This window comes from Thermobacillus composti KWC4, from assembly GCF_000227705.2.
In the GTDB taxonomy this organism is placed as follows: domain Bacteria; phylum Bacillota; class Bacilli; order Paenibacillales; family Paenibacillaceae; genus Thermobacillus; species Thermobacillus xylanilyticus.
The window spans coordinates 3,856,160-3,882,256 of record NC_019897.1 but is presented as its reverse complement, the minus strand read 5'-3'; the positions used below and the strand labels follow the sequence as shown (position 1 = coordinate 3,882,256).

The following is a 26,097-nucleotide window of genomic DNA, read 5'->3' as shown; positions in this document are numbered from 1 at the left end:
ACGCCGACCGGACGCATATTCTGCGCAGTTGCCGGCGTCGGCTCGTTCATTTAAAATATAGGTTTAGTACGAATTCGGACACTACGTGTCGAGTGGGAGGAACTTGAAGACATGGAAACCGGTACGACTCGCGTGAAACGCGGCATGGCCGAAATGCAGAAGGGCGGCGTCATCATGGACGTGATGAACGCCGAGCAGGCGAAGATCGCCGAAGCGGCCGGCGCCGTGGCGGTCATGGCGCTTGAACGGGTTCCCGCGGATATCCGCGCCGCCGGCGGCGTCGCCCGGATGGCCGATCCGACGGTCGTGGAAGAGGTCATGAAGGCCGTCTCGATTCCCGTCATGGCGAAGGCGCGGATCGGGCATTTCGTCGAAGCGAAGGTGCTGGAAGCGCTCGGCGTCGACTACATCGACGAGAGCGAAGTGCTGACGCCCGCGGATGAAGTCTATCATATCGACAAGCACCAGTTCACGGTGCCGTTCGTCTGCGGCGCGAAGGATCTGGGCGAGGCGCTGCGCCGCATCCAGGAGGGCGCTTCGATGATCCGGACGAAGGGCGAGCCGGGCACGGGCAATATCGTCGAGGCGGTCCGCCACATGCGGCTGATCATGAGCCAGATCCGCAAAGTGCAGAATATGTCGAAAGACGAGCTGTACAACGAGGCGAAAGTGCTCGGCGTGCCGTACGATCTGCTGCGTTATGTTCACGAGAACGGCAAGCTGCCGGTCGTCAATTTCGCGGCGGGCGGCGTGGCGACGCCGGCCGATGCGGCGCTCATGATGCATCTCGGCGCGGACGGGGTGTTCGTCGGCTCGGGCATTTTCAAGTCGGACAATCCGGAGAAATTCGCCCGCGCGATCGTGGAAGCGACGACGCATTACGAGGACTACGCGCTGATTGCCGAAGTGTCCAAAAATCTGGGCACGCCGATGAAAGGCATCGAGATCTCGCAGCTGACCGGCTACGACCGGATGCAGGATCGCAGCGTGTAATCGGGCCCTCGAGGGAAGAAGGGATCCACTTTGACCATCAAAATTGGCGTGTTGGCGCTGCAAGGCGCCGTCGCGGAACATATCCGCTCGCTTCAACAAGCGGGAGCGGAAGCCGTCGCCGTCAAGCGGGTTGAACAGCTTTCGGAGCTGCACGGTCTGGTCATTCCGGGCGGGGAGAGCACGACGATCGGCAAGCTCATGCGCAAATACGGTTTCATCGAAGCCATCCGTCAGTTCGCGGCGGATGGCAAGCCGATCTTCGGCACCTGCGCCGGGCTGATCGTGCTCGCGCAGCGGATCGACGGCGGAGAGGAACCCCACCTTGGCTTGATGGACATGACGGTTGTGCGCAACGCGTTCGGCCGTCAGCGCGAGAGCTTCGAGACGGATCTGGAGGTGGCCGGGCTGGACCGGCCGCTCCGGGCGGTCTTCATCCGCGCGCCGCTCATCAAGGAAGTCGGTCCGGGCGTCGAGGTGCTGTCCGTCTATAACGGCGAGATCGTCGCCGCGCGGCAGAACCGTCTGCTGGCCTGCTCATTCCATCCGGAGCTGACGGACGACAGCGCCCTGCACGCTTACTTCGTCGCCATGGCCGAGGAAGCGGCGGCAGAGAAGAGCGTGAATCAGAGAGGGGTATAGAAGAACGTGTTGGACGTCAAGCTGCTCCGCAGCGATTATGACAGAGTGATCCGGGCGCTCGAGCAACGCGGCATGTCGACGGAGCTCATCGACGGTTTTCCGGAGTTGGACCGCCGCCGCCGCGAGCTGCTGACCGAGTCCGAGCGGCTGAAGAACCGGCGGAACACGGTGTCGCAGGAAGTGGCCAAGATCAAGCGCGAAGGCGGCGACGCCGAAGCGCTGATCGTCGAGATGCGCGAGGTCGGCGACCGGATCAAGGCATTGGACGATGAAGTGCGGGAGTTGGAGGCGAAGATCGAGCGCATCTTGCTCGCCGTTCCGAATATTCCGCACGAGTCGGTGCCGATCGGCGAGTCGGAAGCGGACAATGTGGAGATCCGGCGATACGGGGAGCCTCCGTCCTTCCCTTTCGAACCGAAATCGCACTGGGAGATCGCCGACCGGCTCGGCATTCTCGATTTCGAATCGGCCGCGCGCACGACCGGCTCGCGGTTTGTCTTCTACCGCGGACTCGGCGCAAGGCTTGAGCGCGCGCTGATCAATTTCATGATGGATCTGCACGCGGATCGGCACGGATACGAGGAAGTGCTGCCGCCGTACATCGTGCATCGCGACAGCCTGATCGGCACCGGCCAGCTGCCGAAGTTCGAGGAAGACCTGTTCAAGGTCGAAGGGATGGAGTTCTTCCTGATTCCGACGGCGGAGGTGCCGGTGACGAACCTGTACCGGGAGACGATTCTGGACGCGTCGGATCTGCCGAAGAATTTCGTGGCGTATTCGGCCTGCTTCCGCGCCGAGGCGGGGGCGGCCGGGCGCGACACGCGCGGTCTGATCCGGCAGCACCAATTCAACAAGGTCGAGCTCGTGAAGTACGTGAAGCCCGAGGATTCCTACGCGGAACTGGAGAAGCTGACGGCCGACGCGGAGCAGGTGCTCAAGGAGCTCGGCCTGCCCTATCGCGTGATGGCGCTGTGCACGGGCGACATGGGCTTCGCCGCGGCGAAGACGTACGATCTGGAGGTGTGGCTGCCGAGCTACGGCACCTACCGCGAGATTTCGTCCTGCACGAACTTCGAGGAGTTCCAGGCGCGCCGTGCGGGCATCCGGTTCCGCCGCGAGCCGAAGGGCAAGCCGGAGTATATCCATACGCTGAACGGGTCCGGGCTTGCGGTGGGCCGCACCGTCGCGGCCATCCTCGAGAACTATCAGCAGGAGGACGGATCGGTGCTGATTCCCGAAGTTCTCCGTCCGTACATGGGCGGACTCGACGCGATCCGGCCCGCGTAAGCCGCTCCTGATGTTTCCGGCCGCGATCGGTTGTCAGCCGATCGCGGCTTGTGATAAAATGTTCTGTGCTTCATCCAGCGCGGAGAGATACCGAAGTGGTCATAACGGGGCGGTCTTGAAAACCGTTAGGGCGCAAGCCCACGTGGGTTCGAATCCCACTCTCTCCGCCATAAATGCAAACATCTAAGCCGACCTCCGGGGTCGGCTTTGCTTGTTGATAAACCAACGTCCGGTTTTTTACGGGCTTCCTTTATTGGGCTGCCGGCATCATGGAGCTTTGGCTTCGAAAAGTATCTCGTTAGCGGTACATGACCCTCCTTGTCTGGGAATCGGCCGTCGGGGCGAGGAGATGTTTGTTCTTCCGCGGCCCGGGGCACAATAGCGTTGATGCCGCATGCGGCGGGAAGCGGAGGTGCTTGATATGACCGGAAAAGACCAATTGACCATACCGCAGGACGAACTGGTCGAGGCGTGGCGTCGCACGCTGCCGGAGCGGCTAAACGCCGGGGATTCGGCCGAAGTCCGGGCGGACGGGACGGATCCGGGGGCGCTGCGCGTAACGATTCACGCGTCCGGCCGGCAAAAGTACAAGCTGGATTTCGCCGTCCGTTATCTGGACAGCCGGGAAATCGATGTCGAGCTGGTGGATGTGGAAAGCGGCGGGAGATCGATTGACGAGCATGCCGAGGCGGTCCGGGAATTGATCTCCGACTACCGGCGCCATCTGCATGAATGCGCCCAGTCGCTGCATGATCTGACCCACGCCTAGGCACAGCATCGCGAAGGAGGGTCAAACCTTGACGAAGCCGAGGTCGCAGGCCGTTCCCCGGCCGGGGCAAGGCCGGGACAGCCGGGACGATGCGTTCGACACGGTGAAGGAACCGCTGTCCGGCTCCAAGAAGGTGAAGAACCATAACCACAGCCGGCAAAACCACGGGGAAGGATCTTGAGCGCATCAAAAAGCCGTCAGGCCGGCCGGGACAACCGGCCGGCCTGACCCGCTGACGGAGCCGTCATGCTTCGGCGGACAGAACCTCTTTCTCCATCACATAATCGTCCATGACATAACCTCCGCCGATGTCCGCCACCTGGGTGCGCACGATCCTGAAGCCGTTGCGCTCGTATACCGCGATCGATGAAGCGTTGTGCCGGTTCACGGTCAGCCAGATCGCGCTCAATTTGCGCTCCTTGCACAAATCCGCCAGGAAGCCGATCGCCCGGCTTCCGAACCCCCTTCCCCGGTACGCTTTCAGCAGGTAGAACTTGCTCAGGAACAGTTTCGACGCCTCCGGCTTGATCGCCAGATAACCCGCGGGATCGCCGTCCACCAGCATCAGGTAATACTCGTACCCCTGATTCCCGATCTGATCGGAAATCGCGGGAACGGACTGGAACTTGTCCAGCATGTAATTGATCTGTTCCGCCGTGATGATGCTGATGTAGTGCTCCTTCCAGATTTCGTCGGCGAGCCGCGCCGTGGTCTCAATGTCTTCGGGTGTCGTGACGAGTCGGAATGAGAGCTCCATGCACAATGTCCATCCTTTCTGTGGTCTTCACTCTTTATCCTAACGCTCGGGCGGCCTTTTGCGAAGCTTGAAAATCGATCAACGCCCCGTAACAGACAACAGATCAACGGATGCCATTGCAGGATTTATCCGCCTTCACATCATAAATGCTGCCGATTCGGCGCCGCCCACTTCCCGCACCCGGACGAATCGTTTAAAATAAGATAGCCATGCATGCGGTTGATTAGGAAAGGGGATGCGGGGAGAAATGCGAAGGAGCCGGTGGGCCGTGCTGCTGGCCGTCCTAATGGCGGCCGCGCTGACGTTGTCGGCTTGCGGCAAGAAGACGCCGGTCGGCGAGGCGATGCAGAACGCCTGGGCCGCGTCGATGAAGATGAAATCTTACACGTTCGACGGTTCGTTCGTTATCGACGAGCTGCAACTGCCGTCCGGCGATCGGGGGATGGCGCTGTCTTATTTTGACTCGCTTCGGGACCTGTCGGTTTCCGTCCGCGGCGCGTACGTCCGGGACCCGTTGCGGATGGAGATGATCCTGAAGCTGAAGATCCCGGGCGATCTGGCGTTCACGATCGAGGTTCCGATCATCCTGACGGCTGACAAAATGTATGCGCGGATTCCCGACATTCCGCTGCTGCCGCTCGGGGACGCGGCGGGCAGATTCGTCGAGTTCGATCTGGCCGAACTGGCGGAATCGACGGGCGAGTGGCTGCTGCCGATCGATGTCGAGACGCAGCGGAAGCTGTCGGTCGATATGCTGAACATCCTCATGCGGCATCTGGACGAGGAGGACTACTTCCGTGAACTGAAGAAGGATGAGGTTCCGGGTCTGCCCGCGGATCTGAAGGCCGACCGGTATGTCCGATTCGGCATTACGCAAGACAACTTCGAATCGTTCATTCAGGCGCTGGTCGATCATATCGCGCCGGAACTCATCGATCTCCTGCTTGAGAACGAAGCCTACCGCTCCGCATTGATGCTTACGGAAGACGAGCTGAGGCAAGCGAAGGATGAGCTTGCGGCGAACGATCCGGACTCGCTGCGGAACCGGCTGGAAGAACTGAAGGATAGCCTGACGATCCACGAGCTCGGCATCACGGGCGCAATCCAGGGCGATTATATGGTCTATCAGGCGTTCAAGGGGAAAATCGAGGCGGCGGAAAACGGCGAGACGACCGTCGTCGGCTTCACGTTCAACATCCGCTACGACAACATCAACCGGGACGTGACCTTTGAACACGACATTCCGTCGGACGCGATGAGCATGGAGGAGTTCGGGCAATCGCTCTTTTCCGGTTTCGCGTTCTGAGACGTCACGGCAAGACGGGCCGAACCGCCGCGATATCCGGCGGCTCGGCCCGCGCCGTGTTCAGGGCATGACCGCCATGCGCATCCGATGCGACGGCGGGCTTGAAGGCGTCAGACGGCCTTATTTGTCGTTCTCGAGCAGTTCGACGAGCACTTTCAACTGACGGAACGTGTCCATGTAAGCGTAGCGTCCGCCGGTGTACTCGCCCTTCTGGATGAGCGGCATGCCGCGGCTTTCGAGCTGAAGCACCTTCTCTTGCATGCCGTCGATGACGAAGGCGATGTGATGCGGGCCCTCGCCGTGCCGGTCGAGGTACTCCCGCCAGGTGCTCGGCTCGTGGTCCGGCTCGATCAGTTCGATCTGCAGCTGGCCGGCATCGATGAACGCGAGTTTCGCGCGGGCCGGCGTCCTGGAGCCGCGATACTCGGTCTGCGCGATGTCGACGGTGTCGGTAACGATGATCTTCGGCTTCTCGATGCCCAGAAAATCGGCCCACTCCTGCGCGGTCTTCTCGATGTCGCGGACGAGAATGCCGATCTGCGTGACGACCTTCGTGCCCAGCACATTGTCTGCCATGGAGGATGACACTCCTTTGTTGGTTTGGGTCCGGCGTGCGATCTGACAGCGCCCCGGCTGCCGGGGCCGGACGGACTTGCATTTTCTTACCTTGTCCCGAAACGGGATGCGGTTATGCGCTCGTGAACACGTGTTCACAATCGTCAGCAGAAAAGCCGGCGCCTACAGCCTCCGGCACGAATCGCGGATGACCAGCTCCGACGACGTGACATAGGGCTCGATGAACGGGGTGCCCGTTTCGATGTAGCGGATCAGCCTGTCCGTCAGCTGTTTCATCAGCGATTCGAAGTCGACGCGGACCGTCGTCAGCGCGGGCTGCTGCATGGCGCTCAGCACGTGGTCGTCGAAGCCGATGAGCGAGATGTCATCGGGCACGCGCAGACCGTGCTCCCTGAGGGCTCTCATGGCCCCGAAAGCGACGCTGTCGTTCGCGGCGATGATCGCGGTCGGCAGCGGCTTGCCGCACGCGAGAAGCCGGTGAATCGCTTCGTAGCCGGCCGGTTCGTGAAAATCGCCCGGCAGCACCCAGTCGGGGTTGACCGCAAGTCCGCGGCGCTCCATCGCGCGGCGGAACGATTCGTACTTGTCCGGGCCCGAGTAGCGGTTCATCGCGCCGTTGATGATGCCGATGTCCCGGTGGTTCAGCTCCGCCAGGTAGCCTACGGCCAGCTCCATGCCGGTCGCGTTGTCGAAGTTCACGACGAGCCGGTTCGGATCGGACTTGCCGGGGAGATGCTGGTCGACGATGCCGACGGCGAACCCCTCGGCGATGAGCGATTCGATCAGCGGCTCCTCGTTCGGCGCGCCGATGAAAATGCCGCCGTCGATGCGCCGCTGATAGAAAATTTCCTTCACGCGTTTGACCGCGTCGCTGTCGGAGGTGCTGCGGAGTATATGCGTCAGGACATAGTAGCCGCAGCCCGACGCGTTCTCGATGACGCCGGAGATGAGCATGTTCGCGACGATGTCGCCGGCCACGCTGCCGGCGCCGACGAGGAAGAGCCCGATCGTCCGCGTCTTCTTGCCGGCGAGCACCTGGGCGGACATGTTCGGGAAATAGTTGTATTTCTCGATGACGCGCATGACCTTCTCCCGCGTCTCGGGAGGGACGTTCGGGTAGTTGTTGATGACGCGGCTGACTGTGCTGCGGGAAACTCCGGCCAACCGCGCGATCTCGATGCTGTTGATCTCGCTTCGTCTCGAGGCCATGCGGCGCAAACCTCCATTGCATTGCAAGCGCGTTCAACTAGATGCTACATGCAGGCCGATCGGCTGTCAATAACGGACGAAGGAAATAAAAAAATGCGGGCATGCCCGCATTTTCGTTGTAAATGGTCGAGACGACAGGATTTGAACCTGCGACCTCTTGGTCCCGAACCAAGCGCTCTACCAAGCTGAGCCACGTCTCGATGTGCCGTCATTTCAAACAAGCAATGATGATTTTAGCACAGCCAGATGCCGTTGTAAAGAGCGGAAAGCTAAAAATTTGTGCCAGCGGACCGAAGATGCGCCCCGCCCGACGGCAATCCCGCCTCGGGAGGGCGCTTCATCGGCGACGGGGCGACAGCATCCGCGCCGTAAGGTCAGGCCGGTTCTCCGGCGCGGCCGTTTTCCGCGCCCGGGCCGCTGGCAACATTGGCGGACAGCGCGCGGATGGATCGGATGCGGGACAGGACGAGCGCCGAAGCCGCCGTCAGCAGGCCGCAGATGACGAACATGAAGCCGATGCCCCTGCCCGGTCCCGTGCCGATCAGCCGGCCGACGGTCGGCGCGAGCGGTCCGCCGTCTTCCAGCAGCGGATTGAACACGTAGTCGGCGAGCGGTCCCGCCGTCGCGTAGGCCGCGATGAAGCCGAGCTGGGACAGAATGCCGATGATCCCCCATGCCCGTCCCTGTATCTCGTTCGGAATGTTCGATCGTATCATCACGTCGCAGCTCATGTTCACGAAGGGCATCGCCGCCAGGAACAGGAAGCCCGAAGCGGTGATGAAATACACGTTCGTCGTCGTGCCGATCAGGCTGAACGCGATGCCCGCGATGAACAGACCGGCCGCCAGGATGTCCGCGTAGCGGCGTCCGACGCTGAATATCCCGAGCAGCAGGCTGCTCGCCAGCATGCCGAGCGCGCACAGCGTCTGGATGGTTCCCAGCGTCCGGGCGTCCGAGAAGGAGAGCACCATCGGACCGATCAGCGTCTCCAGAAATCCGAGGAAGAGCGTGACCAGCGAGATCATGAGGATGAGCAGGAAGACGCCGCGATTGACCGTGACCGCTTGCCAGCCGTCCCGAAGCTCCGCCAGCCAGCGGCCGCCTTCGTCCGCCGCGCGCGCCGGCTTCATCCGCTTCCGGATCAGAAACACCGTGAGCACGGCCGTCATGTAGGTGGCGATGTCGATGGCCAGCACCGTTGCGATCCCGAATTGATGAAGCATCCAGCCGGCGAGGAACGGCGACAGCAGGAAGCGGGCGGATTCCGCGAGCTGGACAAGTCCGCTGCCCTTCGAATATTGCTCCCCGGTGAGCAGGTCGGTGGCCGAGGCCTTGTACGCCGGGCTCTGGATGCCGACGAAGACGGAGCTGACGGTCGCGCCGGCGTAGACGGGCCACAGCCCCGGCTCGCCGGCCGTCATGAAGATCAGGATGAACGCGACGCCGGCCGCGGAGCCGATGTCGCCGATGATCATCATGAGCCGCCGGTCGAAGCGGTCCGCCAGGATGCCGCCGATCGGCCGGAGCAATATGGAGGGGAGGAACGACGACAAAGTCACGAGCGCGGCGTGCGTGGCCATCCCCGTGCGCACGTAGGCGTGCACGCCGAGCGCGAAGCCGGTCAGCCCGCTTCCGACCATCGACAGCAGCTGCCCGGCCCAGACGATCAGAAATTTGCGAAAATCCAAACGGTTCCATTCCTTTCAACGCCGAATTTCGATTGATCCATCCCTATGGCGCCGGCATGTCCTTTATGAGCGGCGTCAGAAGCCCAGGCCGGCGAGCCATTCGGTCAGCTCGCTTTCCCGTTCCCGCTGCTCGTCGTCGCTGCCGCTCGCGGGTCTGCCCAGCCTTTTCTCCGCCGCCAGCCGGCCGTCCAGCATGAACAGCACGCGCTCGGCGCAGGATGCGACGCGGGGATCGTGGGTGACCAGCAGGATCGCCGTGCCCCGGCGGTTGATGTCGGCCAGCAGCCGCATGATGTCGCGGGCGGATTGCGAGTTGAGCGCGCCGGTCGGCTCGTCGCCGAACAGAATATCCGGATCGTTGATGAGCGCCCGGCAGATGGCCGCCCGCTGAAGCTGCCCGCCGGAGACTTGCGAGATGTCGCGGTCCGCCAGACGGGCGATGCCGGTCATCTCCATCAGCTCTTCGGCCCGCCGCAGGATGCGCTCTCGGTCCCGTCCGCCCGCCAGCCAGGCGGGCAGGACGATGTTGTCGAGCAGCGTCAGATTGCGCATCAGATGAAAATGCTGGAATACGAAACCGACATGATGCAGGCGGACGACGGCCAGCGCATCTTCGTCCAGATTCGTCAGATCCCTGCCCTTCAGCAGCACCCGGCCGGAAGTTGCCCGGTCCAGACCGCTCAGGGTAAGCAGCAGCGTGGATTTGCCCGAACCGGACGGCCCCATGACGGAAATGAATTCCCCTTGGCCGATCCGCAGACGGATATCCTGAAGAACGGGAGTTTCCCGGCCGTCGTTCCGGAAGGTTTTGCTTACATCCACGGCTTCCAGCAGCGCCATCGCGCCCACGCTCCTTATTCCTTGATCATCTCGGCAATGTTGACTTTGCGGGCCGATTCCGCGCCAATCCATGCGGCCGCGGAGACCGCCAGCATCAAGATCACGGGACACACGACATAGGCCTGCACCGGCTCAATGACAAAGCGGATATCGGACGCGCCGAGGAGCGACCAGACCGCCCCGGCCAGCGATTGCCCGGCCGTATTGGCCAGGATCGTCCCGGCGGCGATGCCGGCGGCCAGCACCGCCAGCGCCATCGCGACATATTGCGTCCGGATGTGCCGGTGCTGAAATCCGATGGCGCGCATGATCGCCGTATGCGATCGATCCCTGGCCGTCAGCAGGTTCAGGAACAGCGCCGTCATCAGCATGGACAGGAAGATCGCGACGGCGAAGGCGAGCATCGCCAGGCTGCGGAGCTGCGCGATCGTCTGCCCCAGCGTCTGCCGGATGTAGCCCGGAAGATCGGTCGCCTTGGCCGGCCCGAACGCCCGCTCATATTCGGCGATCTTCGCCTGCGGGTCGACGCCGGGCTTGAGATCGAGGCTGATCGTGTACCACAGCGCCGCGTCCGGATCATGGGGCAGCCTTGCCTTCGCCGTGCGCCCGCCGTTCGCGATGTCCTGGTAGATGCCGCTGATGACCATTGTCCGCTCTTCGCCGCCCGCAAGCAGCCGGATCGTGTCGCCGACCCGCTTGCCCATCTCCCGCGCGTTCAGGACGGACAGCGCGATCTCGTTGTCGTCTCTCGGCGCGCCGCCCTGCACATACTCCAGGGGGAAGATGGTGAAATCTCCCGATTCGACGTTCAACTGGCCGACGGTGCCGTCGTCGTTCAGCACGCGGAACCGGCTCGCGACCAGCGGAGAGAACCGCTCCACGTCGGCATCCCGCCGGATCGCGTCCACCGCTTCCCGGAACCTCTCTTCCATCCGTTCCGAATGTTGCAGATCGATCCGCAGGTCGCTCCGGCCGATCCCCAGATAGGCGATAAATCCGGGCGACTCCATCGTATTGAGAAAATGGACCGGCACAAGCATCAGAAAGGCGCTCGCGGCGAACACGAAGAACAGCAGCCCGAACATGCGCGGCCGCTGGAAGACGTTCAGCAGGCCGAGGAACACCGGAACGGGCATCAGCCGGCTGCGGTGCAGCCGCCAGCGGCTCCGGCTGATCTCCGCCTCGCCGATGCCGCCCGAGCGCAGCGCCTCCGCCGCCGGGATCCGGCCGAATCGCCGGAGCACCAGCATGCAGAACAGGATCATCAGTCCGCACAGAACGGCGGAGGCGGCGAACGGAAGGGCGAAGTATGCGAGTCCGCGGTCCGTTTTGCCCAGATACAGCGCGATGTCGGACGACATCAGGCGAGCGGCCGGGAAGGAAGCGGCGCAGCCGCACAGGGATGCCGCCGCGGCGAGAGCGGCATGCTTCGCCAGATAGATGCCGCGGATGTGCCGCCGCGAAGCGCCGATCGCCTTCAGCACGCCGATCTCGCGATAGTCCTCTTCCAACGTCGCCAGCAGCGTGAAGCGGACGCACAGCATCGCGATGCACACCAGCAGCAGGCTGACGAGGATCGCCACGGCCGCCAGAACGCCGTCGGTCAGCGCGTTCAGCATGCGGAACAGGTTCAGATCGACGGACGGTCCGGTCTTCGGCAAGTCCGACGCCTGGTACATCGCGTGGAAATCGGCGATTGTCCCGGCGTCCTTCAGCCGGAACTCGATCAGATATTCGACGGCGCCCGCGCGGCGCTTCAGGGTCTCATAGTCCGCGGGATGGACGACGAATCGCTTCGAATGGACGATGGACGGGTTCATCTGGGCGTCCCGGACGAAATCGCGGATCGCAAGATCCATGACGAAGTCCCGGTGCGCGATGCGGACCCGGTCGCCGATCTCCAGGTTCCGCCGCTCCTTGAAGTAGACCGGAACGGCGATCTCGCCTTGCGCCACTTCCACGCGTTCGTTCGACAGGTTCAGCAGGTAATCGAATTTCTCGTTCTGCTTGACGAAGTAGAAATCCATGACGCTGGCGCTTTCCGGCCCGGCGTGGTCGCCCAGGGTGATGCGGCTTCCCTTCACCGGAACCATCTCGACGATCTGGTGCGCGTCGACGAGCGCATTGTCCGCGGCCCATCGTTCGATCGCCGCCGGATCGAGCGCGCCGCTGTGCATCTGCACATAATGGGGCACGGCCGATGTCCCGAGCAGCCCGCTCACGGCGCCGGCCAGTTCGCGGATCAGCCCGGCGCCGGCGGATGCGAGCAGCGACGACAGGAGGACGAAGGCGAAGAGGATGGCGGAGACGGTTTTTTTCTTTCCCAGGTCCCGCTTGAGCAGATGCAGCAGCATGCGCCGAATGGCTCCTTTCCCGTGCTGTGGTTGACCTAAGGTTGAATTTGCAGGAAGTCATTTGCATTGCAAGACGATTGTAGCAAGACGGCCGTCGGGCTTGATCCGTCCGCGGCATGAACTTGGACTCGTTCCGGTGGACGGCGGGGATCGGTTCGCGGAAGCAGTCCGCGGGGATGTGCGGGGCGTTTGCATCATGAAAAAGCCGCCCGGCGGATCGCGATCCGCGGGAGGGTGCGCACTCCTTTTGTCATAATCGTGTTATATATTTGTCAGATATATGGCATAAATCCATAATAAATGGCGAATTAATGTAAACATAATTGACATACAATTGCGAAGAGCATACAATTAGATAAAAATTCCATATCCGTCCGGGGAGGGGCCATGATCATGGAAAGCGGCAAACAATCGGTTGCGGTCCCGCCTTCCTCCTTCTACAACGAAATGTACGACGGCGGCGCTGTGCGTCCCCACTATGAGCGGGTACACCGGCAATTGTCCGGCATGAGCCGCGAGGAGCGGCTTAACCGGCAGCAATTGATGAACTCCCGGCTGCTTGAGGAAGGCATCACTTTTACTTTGTCCGGTGCGAGCCGGGAAGCGTTGGAAAGGACGATTCCCTTCGATTTTGTTCCCCGCATCATTCCGGCGGAAGAGTGGAGCGTGATCGAGAAGGGAATCGAGCAGCGGGTGAGGGCGCTCAATGCTTTTCTGGCGGATATCTATCACGAGCAGTGCATTTTGAAGGACGGATTGATTCCGAGGCGCATGATTGTGGGCAACCGGTATTTTCGCACCGAGATGATGAAGCTCGCGGTGCCGAAGGGCGTGTATGTGACGGCGGCGGGCATCGACCTGGTGCGGGATGAGAAGGGGGATTATTACGTTCTGGAGGACAATCTGCGCACGCCCTCCGGATTCTCCTATATCTACAAGAGCCGTTCGATCATGAAGCACGATTTTCCGGAGCTGTTCTTCAGCTACAAGGTGCGCGGCATCGACCGGACGCTCCAGGATTTCCACAACGCCCTCAAGGAGCTTGCGCCCTCCGGCAGGAGCGAGCCGGTGATCGTGCTGCTTACGCCGGGCAGCTACAATTCCGCCTATTTCGAGCATACCTTTCTGGCGCAGCAGATGGGTCTGGAGCTTGTCGAAGGCCGCGACCTGGTGTGCCGGGACCATCATATTTATATTCGCCATATGTCGGGACTCAAGAAGGTGGATGTCATCTACCGGCGCATTGATGATGATTTTCTCGATCCGCTGGCCTTTCGGCCGGATTCCCTGCTGGGCGTGGCGGGGCTGATGAACGCGTACCGCTTCGGCAACGTGGCCATCGCGAACGCGCCGGGCACGGGGGTTGCCGATGACAAGGCGATCTACACCTTCGTGCCGGAGATGATCCGCTACTATCTGAACGAGCGGCCGATCCTGAACAACGTCCCGACCTATTTGATGAGCCGGCCCGAGGAACGGGAGTACGTGCTGGAGCGGCTGGAGCAGATGGTCGTGAAGGAGACGTCCCTGTCGGGCGGGTACGGGATGCTCGTCGGCCCGACGTCCACGGAGGAAGAGCGGATGGCCTTCGCGGAGAAGATCAGGGCGAACCCGGACCATTACATCGCCCAGCCGGCCCTGAAGCTGTCCACCTCTCCGGTGGTGATCGACGGGGAACTGGAGGAGCGGCATATCGACCTGCGGGTGTTTGCTCTTTACGACGGTTCCCGCGTGCATGTGCTGCCGGGCGGCTTGACGCGGGTTGCGATGAAGGCGGGGTCCCTGGTGGTGAACTCCTCGCAGGGCGGAGGATGCAAGGACACCTGGGTGTTGGCCTAGAGACCGGCGGTAAACAGTTTTTGCAGGGGAGCGTGGATGCGATGCTGGATCGAAGCGCGGAATCGCTGTTCTGGATCGGCCGGTATATTGAGCGTGCGGAGAATCATGCAAGGCTTCTGGATGTCCATTATCACATGCGGGAACTGGGCGGAGATGAAGAGGAGAGCGTCTGGCGCACCATGACCGAGGCGATCGGCGACACCGGCGTTTACGAAGCGCGCCATGCAACCTACAACGAGCGCGATGTGCTTTATTTTCTGCTGCTCGATCCGTCCATGAACAATTCCCTGTTGTCCTGCGTCGTCCATGCCAGGGACAATTTCAAGAAGGTGCGGGAACAGCTGCCCGCCGAGCTGTGGAACATGCTGAACGGCTTTTACCTGTGGCTCAGGGGCGTGCAGCTTTCCCATGTGCTGGAGCAGTCGCCGCACCGGTTTTTCCAGCGCATTATCGAGGAGTTGGCGGCCTTTCAGGGCATGGCGGCGTCCATCATGCTGCGGGATGAATCCTGGCATTTGATCGAAAGCGGACGCTTCCTGGAACGCTCCGAGAATGTGGTCCGCATGCTGCTGTTCGTCCACCGGGTGGTGCGCGACTGCCGGGATGCGGCCTTCGCCCATTCCAAGGTGGTGCTGACGTCCACCGGCGGCTACGAGGCCTTCCGCAAGCTGGAACTGGATGACATGTCGCTGGAGGGGGTGGCCCGTTTCCTCATCCTGGAGGACCGGTTCCCGCGTTCCGTCCAGTATGCGGTGGGCCGGTTCGAGCAGCATCTCAAGGCGCTCAAAGCGTATGCGGAACGCTCCAATCCGCCGCTGGACCGGCTGATCCGCATCGCGGGCAAGGCGCGCTCGGAACTGGGCTGGCTGGAGAAGGAAGATATTACGGCCCATACGATGAATGACGTGCTGCAAGGGCTGCTTGCGGCGAACCGGCAGCTGGGCGACGCCATGGCCAACGTCTTTTTTTCCCCTGGAAGCGAGGTCGTCCTATGAAATTGGACATTTGCCATGTCACCAAATACACCTACGGCGCGATGGTTACGGACAGTGTCAATGAGCTCCGCCTGTCGCCCCGCACCGATGAGCGCCAGGCCTGCTACCGGCACCGGATCACGATTGAGCCGAATGTGCTGCTGGCGTCCTACGAGGACGATTTCGGCAACCGGGTCCATTGCTTTACGGCCTGGCAGCCCCACCGCGAACTTGTCATTACGGCCCATTCCACCGTGGTGACGCGGGACCAGGAGGTGCCCTGGCAATCGGCCTGGGGAGCGGAGGAGTCCTGGGGGCTTCTGAAGCGGGATTCGTTCGTCAATGAGTTCGCGGAGTATTTGCTGCCGACTTCCGTCGTCTCCTTCCATCCGGCGGCCCGGGAATACGCGGCGGCCATACCGCGGGAGGCAAGCGGCAACGTCCTCGGCTTCGTCAAGAGCGCCGCAGACAAGATCTATCGGGACTTCGAGTATAAGCCGCATTCCACCGGGGTGCATACGACGGTGGACGAGCTGCTGCAGATCGGCTCGGGAGTATGCCAGGATTTCGCCCACCTCATGCTGTCCGTCTGCCGCATTCACGGCGTGCCGGCGCGCTATGTGAGCGGGTATCATTTCGTGGGGGATTTGCGGGGGCGGGATGCGGACTTCGAGCAGGCCTCCCACGCCTGGGTGGAGGTGTATATCCCCGGCCTCGGCTGGCAGGGCATCGACCCGACGAACAACAATATGATCGACTGGCGCTACGTGAAGCTCGGCCACGGCCGCGATTATCACGATATCGTGCCCGTCAAGGGCATTTACCGCGGCACGCCGGAGCAGACGCTGCAGGTCAAGGTCGATGTGCGGCTGGCGGACGCGGGTTGATGGTTTTTTTTTTTGGTCTTGTGCGTTGAGCAAAACTCCCCTCAAAGCGGCCTCTTGTGATTTCGGGCGCCTGCTTTGAGGGGAGCAGTTTACCAGGCATGAAAGCGCGGCTTTTCCGTTAAATCAGGATTACTTCAAGCCCATCGTCGGAATCAGCTCGGAGAAGAACTGGAATTGCGACTCCGCGAATTCTTTGAATTCCGCGCCTTTCTTGTACTCCATCAGCATGCCTTGCTTTTGCGTGAATTCCTTGAATTCATCCGATTGCGCCGCTTTCTCGATGGCTTCGGCCAGGATGTCGATGATGTCTTGCGGAGTACCCTTCGGCAGGATGAATCCTCCCCAGCCGGCGATTTCCACATCGTATCCCGCCTCTTTCAGCGTCGGGACATCCGGGAAGTTCGGATCGCGCTCGTTGCTCATGACCCCGAGCAGCTTCAGCTTGCCCGCTTCGATCCCGCTCTTGACCTCGCCGACGCTGACCATGACGACGTCGATATGTCCGCCCATCAGCGCCGTAACGGCAGGAGCGGCGCCGTCAAACGGAACGTGGTTGAATTCGAAGCCTGCAGCCTGGCCGAACGCCGCCGCGGCCACATGCCAGATCGAACCCGCGCCGGAGCTTCCCACGGTGAGCTTGTTGTTGCGCGCGTATTCGACAAATTCCTCAAGCGTGTTGTACGGAGCGTCGATCGGCACGGTAACGGCCGCGGGAATCTTCGTTACCTGCGCGATGAACTCGAACTTGCTCGGCTCCAGCTCGGAGAGTCCGAGCGGTTTGTGCATCGTCAGTTCGACCGGCGTATAGCCCATGATGTATCCGTCGTTGGCGCTGGCCTCGACGAACGACAGTCCCACGCCGCCGGTGCCGCCGGTCTTGTTCACGACAACGACCGGCTTCTGCAGATGCTCTTCCATCCCTTTGGCGATGATGCGGGAAATGCTGTCCGAAGCGCCGCCCGCGGCGAACGGAACGATCAGCTGGATCTCCCTTTCCGGATACTTGGAAGCCGTGTCCTTCGCTTCGGATTGTTGGGATGCCTGCGAGCCGGAATTGCTGCTCGTGCTGGCGCTGGTGCCGGAATTGCCGCCGGAACCGCTGTCGGATGATCCGCTCGAACCGCTTGAACCGCTCGAACCGCATGCCGCCAGGAACAACACCAACATCACCACAATGAAGCCCGTTAACGTTTTCTTCTTTTTCATCTTCTCATGCCTCCCTCTTGTTGTTCGCCACTACATTTCAATGTCTCCCGCCAGAGCGGATTTTTTATTTTTGACTTCAGCGAAGACGCTGAAGATCAAAACAACGATGGACAATACGATCAAGGTTGCGGAAATCGGGCGTTGGAAGAACGCGAACATGTTGCCTTCGAATATCGTCATGGATTGGGTGAGCGATGTCTCCATCAGCTTGCTGAGCACGATGGTCAGCACGACCGGCGCCATCGGGATATCGAGCTTCTTCATGAAATATCCGATGATCCCGAAAGCATACATCACGCCGACATCCCACAGGCTGTTGTTGATGCTGTACGCGCCGAGCACCGTGATGAGCAGGATGATCGGGTACAGCAGCTTCGGCGGCACCAATGCCACCTTCGCCCACATGCCCGCCAGCGGCAGGTTCATGATGAGCAGAATCAGATTGCCGATGAACATGCTGGCGATAATCGCCCATACGAAGTTCGGATTTTCCATGAACAGCGTCGGTCCCGGCGTCAGGCCGTGCATGATGAACGCGCCAAGCAGGATGGCGATCGTCGGCGAACTTGGAATGCCGAGCGTGAACAAGGGAATGAGCGCCGAACCGCAATACGCGTTGTTGGCGGTTTCAGGGCCCGCCACCCCCTCGATCGCGCCTTTGCCGAAACGCGACTTGTCCTTGGCGATCTGCCTCTCCAGCGAGTAGGAGAGAAGGGCGGGAATCGTGGAGCTTGTCCCGGGCACGAGACCCGAGACGAACCCCAGCGCCGTTCCCCGACCGATCGCTTTCATCGTCGGCTTCCATTCGTCGCGTCTGGGCAGCAGTCCCTTGACCTTGGGCAGTTCGCCCGTCTTGTACATGCTTTCCATGCCGAGCAGGATCTCCGATATGCCGAACAGGCCCATCGTGATGGTCACGATATCGAACCCTTCCAGCAGGAACGGCTGGCCGAATGTAAAGCGTTGCGCGCCGGAGACGGGATCGAGTCCCACCAGCGAGAGAATCAAGCCGAGAAACGCCGCGATCAAGCCGCGGATCAAGGACCTGCCCATCAGGCCGACGACCATCACGAGTCCGAACAGCATGAGCGCGAAAAATTCCGGAGGACCGAACTTGAGCGCCCATTCCGCGAGCGCCGGCCCGATAAAGGCGAGCCCGATGATCGAGATGGTGCCGCCGATGAAGGAGCCAATCGCGGCCACCCCGAGCGCGACGCCGGCCCGTCCCTGTTTGGCCAGCGGGTATCCGTCCAGACATGTAATGACCGAGGCCGCTTCACCCGGCGTATTGATCAGCACGGAGGTGATGGTTCCGCCGTACATGCCGCCGTAATAGATCCCCGCGAGCATGATGATGGCGGATATCGGATCCATCCCGAAGGTGATCGGGATGAGCAGCGCCGTGGCCGTAGCCGGACCCAGCCCCGGCAGCACGCCGACCAGCATCCCCACCGTTACGCCGACCAGGCAGTAGAACAGATTCCACCAGGAGAGCGCTGTTTCGAACCCCCCCAGAAGCTGCATTAATGAATCCATATCCGGATGTCACATCCTCACCAGCCGAATTGATTAACCGGAATCGGGACACCGAGCAACGGTTTGAAGATCAGGAACAGGATCAGCGTAACGACAAAAGCGATGATCAATGCCGCGTACCATTTGAAATGGCGGAAAAGAACGATGAACAACATCGCTGTTCCGGCAATCATGAAGCCGGTGCGATTGACGATCACCATGAAAACGAAGACCGAAAGGAGAACGGACAGGATATTGATCAAGCCTTCTCCCTTGGGCAATATCTCGGACAACCGGAAGATCTCCTTCCTGGCCGATTGCCAGATATACACCAGCGAGAGCACGATCAGGATGCCGGACAGCCATCTGGGGAACATGCCCGGTCCCGGTCCGAACGCCGTTCTGTAATGCAGTGAGAAGGATTGCCAAAACACGAACACCGAGAACAACAGCAGTACAATGCCGGCCCATATTCCGGCATTCTGTCTGATCATCCGCTTCACTTCCTTCTTCCGATTAAGCGAACAGTTCCTCCGCCTCCCGGTTCAAACGGTTCAGCGTTTCCTCCAGATCGCGGATTTCGTCTCCCGTCAGATCCAGTTGAGGCGCCTTCATATATCCGACATCAATCCCCCGCAATCTCAGCGCTTCTTTGAAGTAAGACATGTTGGACCCGTTGCGCAGCGCCTCGCAGTACTTGATGGCGATCCGTTGCAACTTCCTCGCTTTGGCCAGATCGTTCTCCAGATAAGCCCGGTAAACGGCCACGAACGGTTCCGGGTAAGCGCAGGAGCAGCCCGAGATCACGCCGTCGCATCCCATGACCAGACCCGCCAGAAACAGCCGGTCGGTTCCGGGCACCACCGAGAAGCTTTCATTGTTGATCATCAGGTATTCGTTCACCCGCAGGAAGTCCGGGTAGCTGTATTTGATCCCGATGACGTTCCTGCAACGTTCCGCCACCTCCTGAGCGACATGCGGCTTGATGTCGTTGGCCGCGCATTGCGGTATGCTGTACAGATATACCGGGAAATCCTCCGGCACGCTGGACGCGACATTCACGAAGTACTGCACCAATTCCCGGTCCGTCATGCTGAAGTACACGGGCGTCACCACGCCGATGCCGTCTGCTCCCGCTTCACAGGCGTGTTTCGCCAGTTCAATCGTCTCGCTTTCATTCATCGCGCCCACGTGAACGAATACGTTCACCCGGCCGCCCGCCTTCTTGATCACCGTCTCCGCGACGGCCTTGCGTTCCGGTACGGAAAGCCGCAGCATCTCGCCGGTCGTCCCCAGCGGATACAAGCCGTTGACGCCCTTGCCGATGAGAAATTCGGTCAGGTTCTCGAGCTTGTCGTGTTGAACCCGGCCTTCCTTGTCAAATGGAGTCACCATGGCGGTGACGACGCCTTGAAGTTTTTTCAACTCTCTCTCTCCTTTTGCTTTCTCTCCACCAAGCAAGAGAAATAGTAAAACGTTTCATTGAGAAACGAGCAGACAAGCGGGCGTGTAAGCGTTTTAGAATAAGAAAAAACAACGATTTTTCTTGCAAGCCCGCATGTTTGGTTGTATTGGCTGCGGAATGATGATATAACGTTTTACCGATATGGCAAAAGATACGATCCGGGCAAACTCGGATGGACATGCATGCGGATCTTGCCCAGTCGTAACGACTCACATGTCACGCGGTTTTGCGCATGAACTGCGAATCAAGAGCTCCGGCTTGATCACCATCCGTTTGTGTTCAAACGACGATCCGTCCTCCATCAACAGCCGGTTTTTCAGGATCGCGGCCGTTTCGACTCCGATCCTCTTGAGCGACTGCGTGATCAGCGTGAGCGGCGGCTGAAACAGCTCCCACTGGCTGGCGGTTCCAAAGGCAATGACCGAGATGTCGTCCGGGATCCGGAGCCCGCGGTCAAGGATCGCCTTCAGCATGCCGACGGTCATGGAGTTGTTGCAGCAATAGATGGCCGTCGGCGGGTCGGGCATGAGCAGCAATTCCATGGTCGCATGGTAAGCCTCGTCGGTTTTGAATTTGCCCGGCACAAAGTAGCTTCTGTCCGCCACGCACCCCAGTTCGACGACGGCGTCCCATGCGCCTTGCAGTCTCTCCCTGCCGAGCGAGATGCTTTCCGTGCCATAGATCACGCCGATTTTCCGGTGTCCCAGAGAATGAAGATACGAGATCGCCTCGTACGAACCGTAATAATTGTCGTCCACGATCGTGTCGGTGACGATCCCTTCCACTTCCCGGTCCACGATGATGACCGGAATATTGCGGTCGATGACGGTCTGGATCAGATTGGCATTGGCGTTGGAGCCGGTGGGAGCCAGGATCAGCGCGTCCGCCTGCTGCTCCATGACCAATTGCAGCACTTCCCGCTCCGTCTGGGGATCCTCGTTGTGGCTCATGATGATCATATGGTAATTCATCGAGCGAATCCGATCTTCGATCGTCTTTGCAAGCGTCATCATGTAAATGTTGGAAATATCGGACACAATGACGCCGATCTTGTTGGTTTTCGCCGATTTCAGGCTTCGCGCATTGGCGTTGACCTGATAGTTCAGTTTTTCTATGGCTTCCCGGACCTTGGCCCTGATTTCGGCGCTCACATAACCTTTGTTGTTCAATACCTTCGATACGGTTCCGATCGACACCCCCGCGTGCTTTGCCACATCTTTGATGGTAACTCTTTTCATGGGAACCTCCTCGACTCACTCATGTGACCACTACAAATATATCATGTTCTATTGAGCAGAGGAGGTTTTATTGACATAGTCTGCAAATCCCTGGACAATGAGAGCTCCCACCGTGGCTCCGGGGTCCTGATGACCGATGGACCGCTCCAAATACCGGCTCGCCCTGCCGTGTCTGGACTGCATCGACGCCGTCCGCTCGGCTCCTTGCTTGGCCGCTTCGGCGGCTTCCTTCAACATCTGATCAAGCCCGGCTCCCCGCTGCCGAGCGGCCCCCATCGCTTCCGTCGCGGGCGCCAGCGAATCGAGGATCGTCTTGTCGCCCACCCGGGCTTTGCCGCGGTCGGCGATGCCCTGGACCATCGCCTCGAACATGCGAATGACATCTTCGCCGGACAGTTCCCGCTTGCCGTGCACCGCTTTGCCGCCGCGCATCAATGCCGTGGCGAGCAGCGTTCCCATGGTCGATGCGACCGCCTCGCCCATTACGAGCGAGCTTTGGATGAGCAGGCCGCCGATATCCTCTTCCCGCAGATTCGGGAAGTTGTCAACGACCGCCTTGAAGCCTCTGGACGCCGTGAGACCCGCGTCCCCGTCACCCAGCGCCGCATCCAGCCTGCACAACTCGTCCTTGTGCTCATCCATGATCCGGCTGATGATCTCGAAGATTCGGATGATGTCTTCCTTGTCAAGCAGCTCTGCCAACGCTGTGCACTCCTTTGCCGGTGTCGTTCGATAGTGTCATTCTTGCATGCGGAAAGGCGTCTCGAAAGGAGCGTCGAGCAGCTCGCGCAATTCGTCGTCCAGATGCAGGATGGATACGGACAAGCCGGCCATCTCCATCGAAGTCGCGAATTCGCCGATATACCGGTTGTAGATGCGGATGCCGCGCTCTTCCAGCAATTTGTGCACCGCCCTGTAAATGATGTACAGCTCCTCCAGCGGAGTCGCGCCCAAGCCGTTGATGAGCACGGACACCTGGTCTCCGGCGGGAATCGGCATATCCTCCAGGATGCTCTGCACCAGCGTTTGCGCCACCTCATCCGCCGTCCGGATCTTCCCGCGATGGATGCCCGGCTCGCCGTGAATGCCCATGCCGATCTCCATGTCATCTTCGCCGATTTCGAACGTCGGCCGTCCCACCGCCGGCAGCACGCACGGGCTCAGGGCGACACCCATCGAGCGGACCCTGTCATTGGCTTTGACCGCTATCCGCTTCACCTCATCCAGATCGGCGCCCGTATCCGCTTTGGCCGCCGCGAGCTTGTACAGATAGAACAGGCCCGCCACGCCGCGGCGCTGCGATTCATTGCCCTTGGGCATGGAGGCCACGTCATCCGTCGCCACCACGCTCTCGACCCGGATGCCTTCCAGATCGGCCAGCTCGGCCGCGGCATCGAAGTTCATGACGTCTCCGCCATAGTTCCCGTAGATATAGAGAACGCCTTTGCCGCCGTTGATCGCCCTGGTCACATCCAGCATGACCCTGGAGCTCGGCGATGCGAAGATATCGCCCACCGCCACGCCGTCCAGCATGCCCTTGCCGACGTAGCCCAGGAACAGCGGAAGATGCCCCGAGCCGCCTCCCGTGGCGATGCCGACCTTGCCTTGCACCGGCGCATCCGCTCTGACAAGCCCGCGATTGTCGCTTCTGACGCTGCGCAGTTGATCGCCGTGCGCCAGCAGCAGGCCTTCCAGCATCTCGTCGACCACTTTTTCCGGGTTATTGATGAACTTCTTCATCAGGCCATCACTCGCTCCCCGATTATTAAGATTCAGGCAATAGTAAAACGTTATACTATTATTGCGTTGCGATTCCTGTGAAAATGACCAGAAAACAGGCCGAACAATCAGATTTTCAGCGTTTGCGCGTCAGTTTTTCTGAGCATTCGCCCGGTCAAATAGGATAACGTTTTACTATACGGACATTATAGTATGGAACCGTTTACAGTTCAATACGCAAAGTCAAAAATATTGAACGGACGCATGCAGAAACGAAGCCCTCCCGGCAGATCGTGTTCTGCAGGAGGGCGCAACAAGTCCCGTTGCCGTACGCGCCGACAGCCGGGCGAAGACCGACAGTTCCCGGTTTGAAAGGCGGAACCGTGTGCTTCGCGTTTGCTTTTATTCCCGCGGAACCCAGTTCCACAGGGCGACCTCATCCACCTTCAGCGCGGCGACCCACGCTTCTTCCCGCAGGCCGAGGAGTTCCTTCGTCGGACCGGTGATCACGGCGCCGTGGTGGCGAATGCCGTGGCGTTCGAGGTATTCCATCCGCTCGGCGAGCCGCAGGCGGCCCGCCGTGATCCTGTTCACCAGCCGTTCATGCCCGGCCAGAAACTTCAACGTCTTCATGAACTGCCGCTGCAGAACGCCGGCGTCGTTGTCCTCATATGCCGGCGAAACCGCCGAACGCGAGACGATTTTGCCGCCGAATCCCACGCGCCGTTCGCTTTCTTCCGTGACGGTGAAATCATCGTCGTGCCAGATCGGGTAGCGGGGGAACCCGAGAGGCGGATTCGCGACTCCGGCGTGCGGATCGCCGTCGGCGCCGCCCGTGTCCACCGCCAGCCACAGCAGATCGAGATTTTTGTCCGCGAAGGCGTCCAGCACGTCCTGCGTTTCCATCAGCCGATCGAAGGAGACGTAGGCCGAGGCGACGGTGCCTTCCGGCAGCGCCTCCAGCCGGTCCCAGTCCGACATGGCGGCGTGCGCGCCGCCGAGGGCATAAAATGCCGGAACGCTCCGGGAGATGCGGCCGTACATGTGCGCCTCCGTCCGCGTCGCCAGCGAGAAGAGGAAATGGACGGTGAGCTCCCCGGCCTCGATTTGCTCCTTCCCCACGATTATGTGCAGCGGACGGGTCGCCTCGAGTCCGAAGAAAAATTTCGTCGCGGTGCTCGTCCCGCCCGGATAGCCGTAAGGGTCGGTGACCGCGAGGGTGTGGTCGATGACGTTGCGGTATACGTGGACGCGGTCCGGCTCGCCCCAGGAATAATAGACCGCGGTCAGGATCGCGGACGCGACGGTAAAGGCGAGCGCGAGGGCGAGCGCCGTCAGCGCGGTCTGGAAGCGCGCCTTCCATTTTCCCCGCCGGACGATTCGCGCCTCGTTCTCCTTGCCGCCTCCGTCCGCGTCGCCGTTTTCCTGCAACAGCTCCTGGTAGGCTTCCAGCCGGGCCAGCTCCTGTTCGAAGGCGTCCAGCTCCGCGCCGGCCAGTTCCCCTTTCGCATAGGCCGCCCATTTCCGCCTGAATGCATCCTTCAGCTCCCTGTCATCCGTCAGCCTTTCTTCCTTCTGTTTCCCCTCGTCTTCCGGTTGTCGTTCATTCATCCGTTCATCTCTCCGTTCGTCCGTCATGTTCTCCCGCCTTTCTGCGTCTGATCGCTTGTCTGCCCCGGAACAGCAGGACTTTGAAATGGCTCGTCGCAACGTTCATCACGCTTGCCGCTTCCGCCTGGGACAGCCCGTGGATGTCGTGGAGGAGCACGGCGTACCGCTGCTTTTCCGGCAGATGATGCAGCAGCCGGACGATCTCCCGGATTTCCTCCCACACGATGAGGGCGTCCGGCTGCGCCGGCTCGGCGGACAAGCCGGCGAAGAACCGCTGTTCCTTCACCACCACGCGCCGGTGCTTGCGGTAATGGTCGAGGTACGCCCGGTACGCAATGGAGAACAGCCAGGATTTGACGGAGCCTCCGCGGTATTGCTCCAGGTGCAGGTACGCCCGGAAGAACGTCTCCTGAACCAGGTCTTCGGCCGTGTGGGGATCCCGGCACAGGAAGAGCAGGAAGCGGGACAGATCGCGAACATGGGCGCGATAAATCCGGTCGAGCGATAGTTTCATAGGCTCCTCCCTTCGTCCATACATAAGACGAACGAAACGCCGAACGGTAACAGGCGGGCAGGGGAAATGCGCCGGCGCGGCAACAAATAAGCCGAGGACGGGGTTCCTCGGCGGTGGTCCCGCGCCTGCGGGGAGGGGGGCCGGGCGGGAATGGCCGCGACATCCGGGTCGGCGGCGGCCCCGGACGCCGCGGCGCAGGGCGGGCGCCATGGCGCCGCGGCCCGGAACATAAAAAATCCCGCAACCACTTGCGGGACAAGCCTGTTATGGAACTGGCGCGCCACGGTGGGACTCGAACCCACGACGCACAGATTAGGAAACTGTCGCTTAACGGCGCAAAGCCGAGAAGCCTTGATACGACTGAATTGTTGACCTGCGGGATGACCGACAGATTGCGCCGGCTCCTGCAGTCAAGTGTAATTTTATCAAAATCGAGTATTGGAGGCAACCGACCCATACATTGTCGTTCAGGCTGTGTTCCGAGCATGCTAAGAGCGTATTGGGATGGCAGGAAGACGGCAGACAATGTCCTGTTCAAACAGGCCGCGGCAGCCGAAATTCCGATCTGGTGCGGACATTAACCCCCTTACAAAACCTCGCGCCTGACCGTGCACCGTAAACGGTAAAACGTTCAAGTTGAAAGGTCGGTTCTCTGTCATAAAATTCCTGCGCATAAAAATTGGAAATCTGATTTATGACTCTTTATAATTT

General features: G+C 60.7%; 24 protein-coding genes and 2 tRNA genes. 10 read left to right on the top strand and 16 right to left on the bottom strand.

Annotated elements, in window-relative coordinates:
* Nucleotides 1–111 precede the first annotated feature (111 nt).
* From pdxS to THECO_RS17740, 6 genes are all read left to right on the top strand, one after another.
* Complete coding sequence (gene pdxS, locus THECO_RS17765) at nucleotides 112–993, top strand: pyridoxal 5'-phosphate synthase lyase subunit PdxS (protein ID WP_015256396.1); 882 nt, start codon at nucleotides 112–114, stop codon at nucleotides 991–993.
* A gap of 36 nt (nucleotides 994–1,029) precedes the next feature.
* Nucleotides 1,030–1,632 carry a pyridoxal 5'-phosphate synthase glutaminase subunit PdxT gene (gene pdxT / locus THECO_RS17760; RefSeq protein ID WP_041854636.1) on the top strand — a complete coding sequence of 201 codons (603 nt, stop codon included), beginning with the start codon at nucleotides 1,030–1,032 and terminating at the stop codon, nucleotides 1,630–1,632.
* A 6-nt stretch (nucleotides 1,633–1,638) separates the two neighbouring features.
* A complete protein-coding gene (gene serS, locus THECO_RS17755) occupies nucleotides 1,639–2,919 on the top strand; it encodes a serine--tRNA ligase (RefSeq protein ID WP_015256394.1) in 1,281 nt (426 codons plus the stop codon).
* An 81-nt stretch (nucleotides 2,920–3,000) separates the two neighbouring features.
* Nucleotides 3,001–3,089: transfer RNA gene (locus THECO_RS17750), tRNA-Ser, on the top strand.
* A 251-nt stretch (nucleotides 3,090–3,340) separates the two neighbouring features.
* Nucleotides 3,341–3,688 (top strand): hypothetical protein, encoded by a 348-nt coding sequence (locus THECO_RS17745; RefSeq protein WP_015256393.1) that lies wholly within the window; start codon nucleotides 3,341–3,343, stop codon nucleotides 3,686–3,688.
* Between the two features lie 28 nt (nucleotides 3,689–3,716).
* A complete protein-coding gene (locus tag THECO_RS17740) occupies nucleotides 3,717–3,869 on the top strand; it encodes a small acid-soluble spore protein P (RefSeq protein WP_015256392.1) in 153 nt (50 codons plus the stop codon).
* A gap of 63 nt (nucleotides 3,870–3,932) precedes the next feature.
* On the opposite strand, the gene THECO_RS17735 is transcribed toward THECO_RS17740, so the two are convergent.
* The gene (locus tag THECO_RS17735) at nucleotides 3,933–4,445 is read right to left on the bottom strand and encodes a GNAT family N-acetyltransferase (protein WP_041853986.1); all 513 of its coding nucleotides are present in this window, start codon (nucleotides 4,443–4,445) and stop codon (nucleotides 3,933–3,935) included.
* Between the two features lie 247 nt (nucleotides 4,446–4,692).
* Between THECO_RS17735 and THECO_RS17730 the strand changes: the two genes are divergently transcribed.
* A complete protein-coding gene (locus tag THECO_RS17730; protein ID WP_157373626.1) occupies nucleotides 4,693–5,751 on the top strand; it encodes a hypothetical protein in 1,059 nt (352 codons plus the stop codon).
* A 120-nt stretch (nucleotides 5,752–5,871) separates the two neighbouring features.
* Here THECO_RS17730 and THECO_RS17725 read toward each other — a convergent pair whose 3' ends face one another.
* The 6 genes from THECO_RS17725 to THECO_RS17700 all read right to left on the bottom strand — a co-directional run bounded on the left by THECO_RS17725 (nucleotide 5,872) and on the right by THECO_RS17700 (nucleotide 12,418).
* On the bottom strand, nucleotides 5,872–6,327 hold the full coding sequence (locus THECO_RS17725; protein ID WP_015256389.1) for a VOC family protein: 456 nt from the start codon (nucleotides 6,325–6,327) through the stop codon (nucleotides 5,872–5,874).
* Nucleotides 6,328–6,489: 162 nt separating this feature from the next.
* Nucleotides 6,490–7,536, bottom strand: coding sequence for a LacI family DNA-binding transcriptional regulator (locus THECO_RS17720; protein ID WP_015256388.1), 1,047 nt, complete (start codon nucleotides 7,534–7,536; stop codon nucleotides 6,490–6,492).
* 123 nt (nucleotides 7,537–7,659) lie between these two features.
* Nucleotides 7,660–7,736: transfer RNA gene (locus THECO_RS17715), tRNA-Pro, on the bottom strand.
* Between the two features lie 174 nt (nucleotides 7,737–7,910).
* A complete protein-coding gene (locus THECO_RS17710) occupies nucleotides 7,911–9,224 on the bottom strand; it encodes an MFS transporter (protein ID WP_015256387.1) in 1,314 nt (437 codons plus the stop codon).
* Between the two features lie 75 nt (nucleotides 9,225–9,299).
* Nucleotides 9,300–10,064: an ABC transporter ATP-binding protein gene (locus tag THECO_RS17705; RefSeq protein WP_015256386.1), complete on the bottom strand. Its 765-nt coding sequence runs from the start codon at nucleotides 10,062–10,064 to the stop codon at nucleotides 9,300–9,302.
* Between the two features lie 14 nt (nucleotides 10,065–10,078).
* On the bottom strand, nucleotides 10,079–12,418 hold the full coding sequence (locus THECO_RS17700; protein ID WP_015256385.1) for an ABC transporter permease: 2,340 nt from the start codon (nucleotides 12,416–12,418) through the stop codon (nucleotides 10,079–10,081).
* 393 nt (nucleotides 12,419–12,811) lie between these two features.
* Here THECO_RS17700 and THECO_RS17695 point away from each other — a divergent pair, with 393 nt between their 5' ends.
* From THECO_RS17695 to THECO_RS17685, 3 genes are read left to right on the top strand one after another with little or no spacing between them, the layout of a single operon-like run.
* Complete coding sequence (locus THECO_RS17695; RefSeq protein ID WP_015256384.1) at nucleotides 12,812–14,257, top strand: circularly permuted type 2 ATP-grasp protein; 1,446 nt, start codon at nucleotides 12,812–12,814, stop codon at nucleotides 14,255–14,257.
* A 41-nt stretch (nucleotides 14,258–14,298) separates the two neighbouring features.
* The gene (locus THECO_RS17690) at nucleotides 14,299–15,252 is read left to right on the top strand and encodes an alpha-E domain-containing protein (RefSeq protein WP_015256383.1); all 954 of its coding nucleotides are present in this window, start codon (nucleotides 14,299–14,301) and stop codon (nucleotides 15,250–15,252) included.
* The gene (locus THECO_RS17685) at nucleotides 15,249–16,118 is read left to right on the top strand and encodes a transglutaminase family protein (RefSeq protein WP_015256382.1); all 870 of its coding nucleotides are present in this window, start codon (nucleotides 15,249–15,251) and stop codon (nucleotides 16,116–16,118) included. Before THECO_RS17690 ends, THECO_RS17685 begins: the two co-directional genes overlap by 4 nt.
* Nucleotides 16,119–16,247: 129 nt before the next feature.
* On the opposite strand, the gene THECO_RS17680 is transcribed toward THECO_RS17685, so the two are convergent.
* From THECO_RS17680 to THECO_RS17640, 9 genes are all read right to left on the bottom strand, one after another.
* Complete coding sequence (locus THECO_RS17680) at nucleotides 16,248–17,324, bottom strand: tripartite tricarboxylate transporter substrate binding protein (protein ID WP_015256381.1); 1,077 nt, start codon at nucleotides 17,322–17,324, stop codon at nucleotides 16,248–16,250.
* 30 nt (nucleotides 17,325–17,354) lie between these two features.
* Nucleotides 17,355–18,860 carry a tripartite tricarboxylate transporter permease gene (locus THECO_RS17675; protein WP_041853984.1) on the bottom strand — a complete coding sequence of 502 codons (1,506 nt, stop codon included), beginning with the start codon at nucleotides 18,858–18,860 and terminating at the stop codon, nucleotides 17,355–17,357.
* A gap of 17 nt (nucleotides 18,861–18,877) precedes the next feature.
* On the bottom strand, nucleotides 18,878–19,333 hold the full coding sequence (locus THECO_RS17670; protein WP_015256379.1) for a tripartite tricarboxylate transporter TctB family protein: 456 nt from the start codon (nucleotides 19,331–19,333) through the stop codon (nucleotides 18,878–18,880).
* Nucleotides 19,334–19,355: 22 nt separating this feature from the next.
* Entirely contained in the window at nucleotides 19,356–20,264 is a 909-nt protein-coding gene (locus THECO_RS17665) for a dihydrodipicolinate synthase family protein (protein ID WP_015256378.1), read from the bottom strand.
* Between the two features lie 249 nt (nucleotides 20,265–20,513).
* Nucleotides 20,514–21,542, bottom strand: coding sequence for a LacI family DNA-binding transcriptional regulator (locus THECO_RS17660; protein WP_015256377.1), 1,029 nt, complete (start codon nucleotides 21,540–21,542; stop codon nucleotides 20,514–20,516).
* A 48-nt stretch (nucleotides 21,543–21,590) separates the two neighbouring features.
* Nucleotides 21,591–22,244 carry a dihydroxyacetone kinase subunit DhaL gene (dhaL, locus tag THECO_RS17655; RefSeq protein WP_015256376.1) on the bottom strand — a complete coding sequence of 218 codons (654 nt, stop codon included), beginning with the start codon at nucleotides 22,242–22,244 and terminating at the stop codon, nucleotides 21,591–21,593.
* A 36-nt stretch (nucleotides 22,245–22,280) separates the two neighbouring features.
* On the bottom strand, nucleotides 22,281–23,282 hold the full coding sequence (locus THECO_RS17650) for a dihydroxyacetone kinase subunit DhaK (protein WP_015256375.1): 1,002 nt from the start codon (nucleotides 23,280–23,282) through the stop codon (nucleotides 22,281–22,283).
* A 381-nt stretch (nucleotides 23,283–23,663) separates the two neighbouring features.
* The gene (locus THECO_RS17645) at nucleotides 23,664–24,872 is read right to left on the bottom strand and encodes an anti-sigma factor (protein ID WP_232427711.1); all 1,209 of its coding nucleotides are present in this window, start codon (nucleotides 24,870–24,872) and stop codon (nucleotides 23,664–23,666) included.
* 4 nt (nucleotides 24,873–24,876) lie between these two features.
* The gene (locus THECO_RS17640) at nucleotides 24,877–25,386 is read right to left on the bottom strand and encodes a sigma-70 family RNA polymerase sigma factor (RefSeq protein WP_015256373.1); all 510 of its coding nucleotides are present in this window, start codon (nucleotides 25,384–25,386) and stop codon (nucleotides 24,877–24,879) included.
* Between the last annotated feature and the right edge of the window lie 711 nt (nucleotides 25,387–26,097).

Bases quoted from the DNA above. Each gene is read 5' to 3' on its own strand.
- pdxS (WP_015256396.1), top strand. From the start codon at position 112: ATGGAAACCGGTACGACTCGCGTGAAACGCGGCATGGCCGAAATGCAG.
- THECO_RS17745 (WP_015256393.1), top strand. From the start codon at position 3,341: ATGACCGGAAAAGACCAATTGACCATACCGCAGGACGAACTGGTCGAG.
- THECO_RS17735 (WP_041853986.1), bottom strand. From the start codon at position 4,445: ATGGAGCTCTCATTCCGACTCGTCACGACACCCGAAGACATTGAGACC.
- THECO_RS17730 (WP_157373626.1), top strand. From the start codon at position 4,693: ATGCGAAGGAGCCGGTGGGCCGTGCTGCTGGCCGTCCTAATGGCGGCC.
- THECO_RS17725 (WP_015256389.1), bottom strand. From the start codon at position 6,327: ATGGCAGACAATGTGCTGGGCACGAAGGTCGTCACGCAGATCGGCATT.
- THECO_RS17720 (WP_015256388.1), bottom strand. From the start codon at position 7,536: ATGGCCTCGAGACGAAGCGAGATCAACAGCATCGAGATCGCGCGGTTG.
- THECO_RS17705 (WP_015256386.1), bottom strand. From the start codon at position 10,064: ATGGCGCTGCTGGAAGCCGTGGATGTAAGCAAAACCTTCCGGAACGAC.
- THECO_RS17700 (WP_015256385.1), bottom strand. From the start codon at position 12,418: ATGCTGCTGCATCTGCTCAAGCGGGACCTGGGAAAGAAAAAAACCGTC.
- THECO_RS17695 (WP_015256384.1), top strand. From the start codon at position 12,812: ATGGAAAGCGGCAAACAATCGGTTGCGGTCCCGCCTTCCTCCTTCTAC.
- THECO_RS17690 (WP_015256383.1), top strand. From the start codon at position 14,299: ATGCTGGATCGAAGCGCGGAATCGCTGTTCTGGATCGGCCGGTATATT.
- THECO_RS17685 (WP_015256382.1), top strand. From the start codon at position 15,249: ATGAAATTGGACATTTGCCATGTCACCAAATACACCTACGGCGCGATG.
- THECO_RS17680 (WP_015256381.1), bottom strand. From the start codon at position 17,324: ATGAAAAAGAAGAAAACGTTAACGGGCTTCATTGTGGTGATGTTGGTG.
- THECO_RS17675 (WP_041853984.1), bottom strand. From the start codon at position 18,860: ATGGATTCATTAATGCAGCTTCTGGGGGGGTTCGAAACAGCGCTCTCC.
- THECO_RS17670 (WP_015256379.1), bottom strand. From the start codon at position 19,333: ATGATCAGACAGAATGCCGGAATATGGGCCGGCATTGTACTGCTGTTG.
- THECO_RS17660 (WP_015256377.1), bottom strand. From the start codon at position 21,542: ATGAAAAGAGTTACCATCAAAGATGTGGCAAAGCACGCGGGGGTGTCG.
- THECO_RS17650 (WP_015256375.1), bottom strand. From the start codon at position 23,282: ATGAAGAAGTTCATCAATAACCCGGAAAAAGTGGTCGACGAGATGCTG.
- THECO_RS17645 (WP_232427711.1), bottom strand. From the start codon at position 24,872: ATGAATGAACGACAACCGGAAGACGAGGGGAAACAGAAGGAAGAAAGG.
- THECO_RS17640 (WP_015256373.1), bottom strand. From the start codon at position 25,386: ATGAAACTATCGCTCGACCGGATTTATCGCGCCCATGTTCGCGATCTG.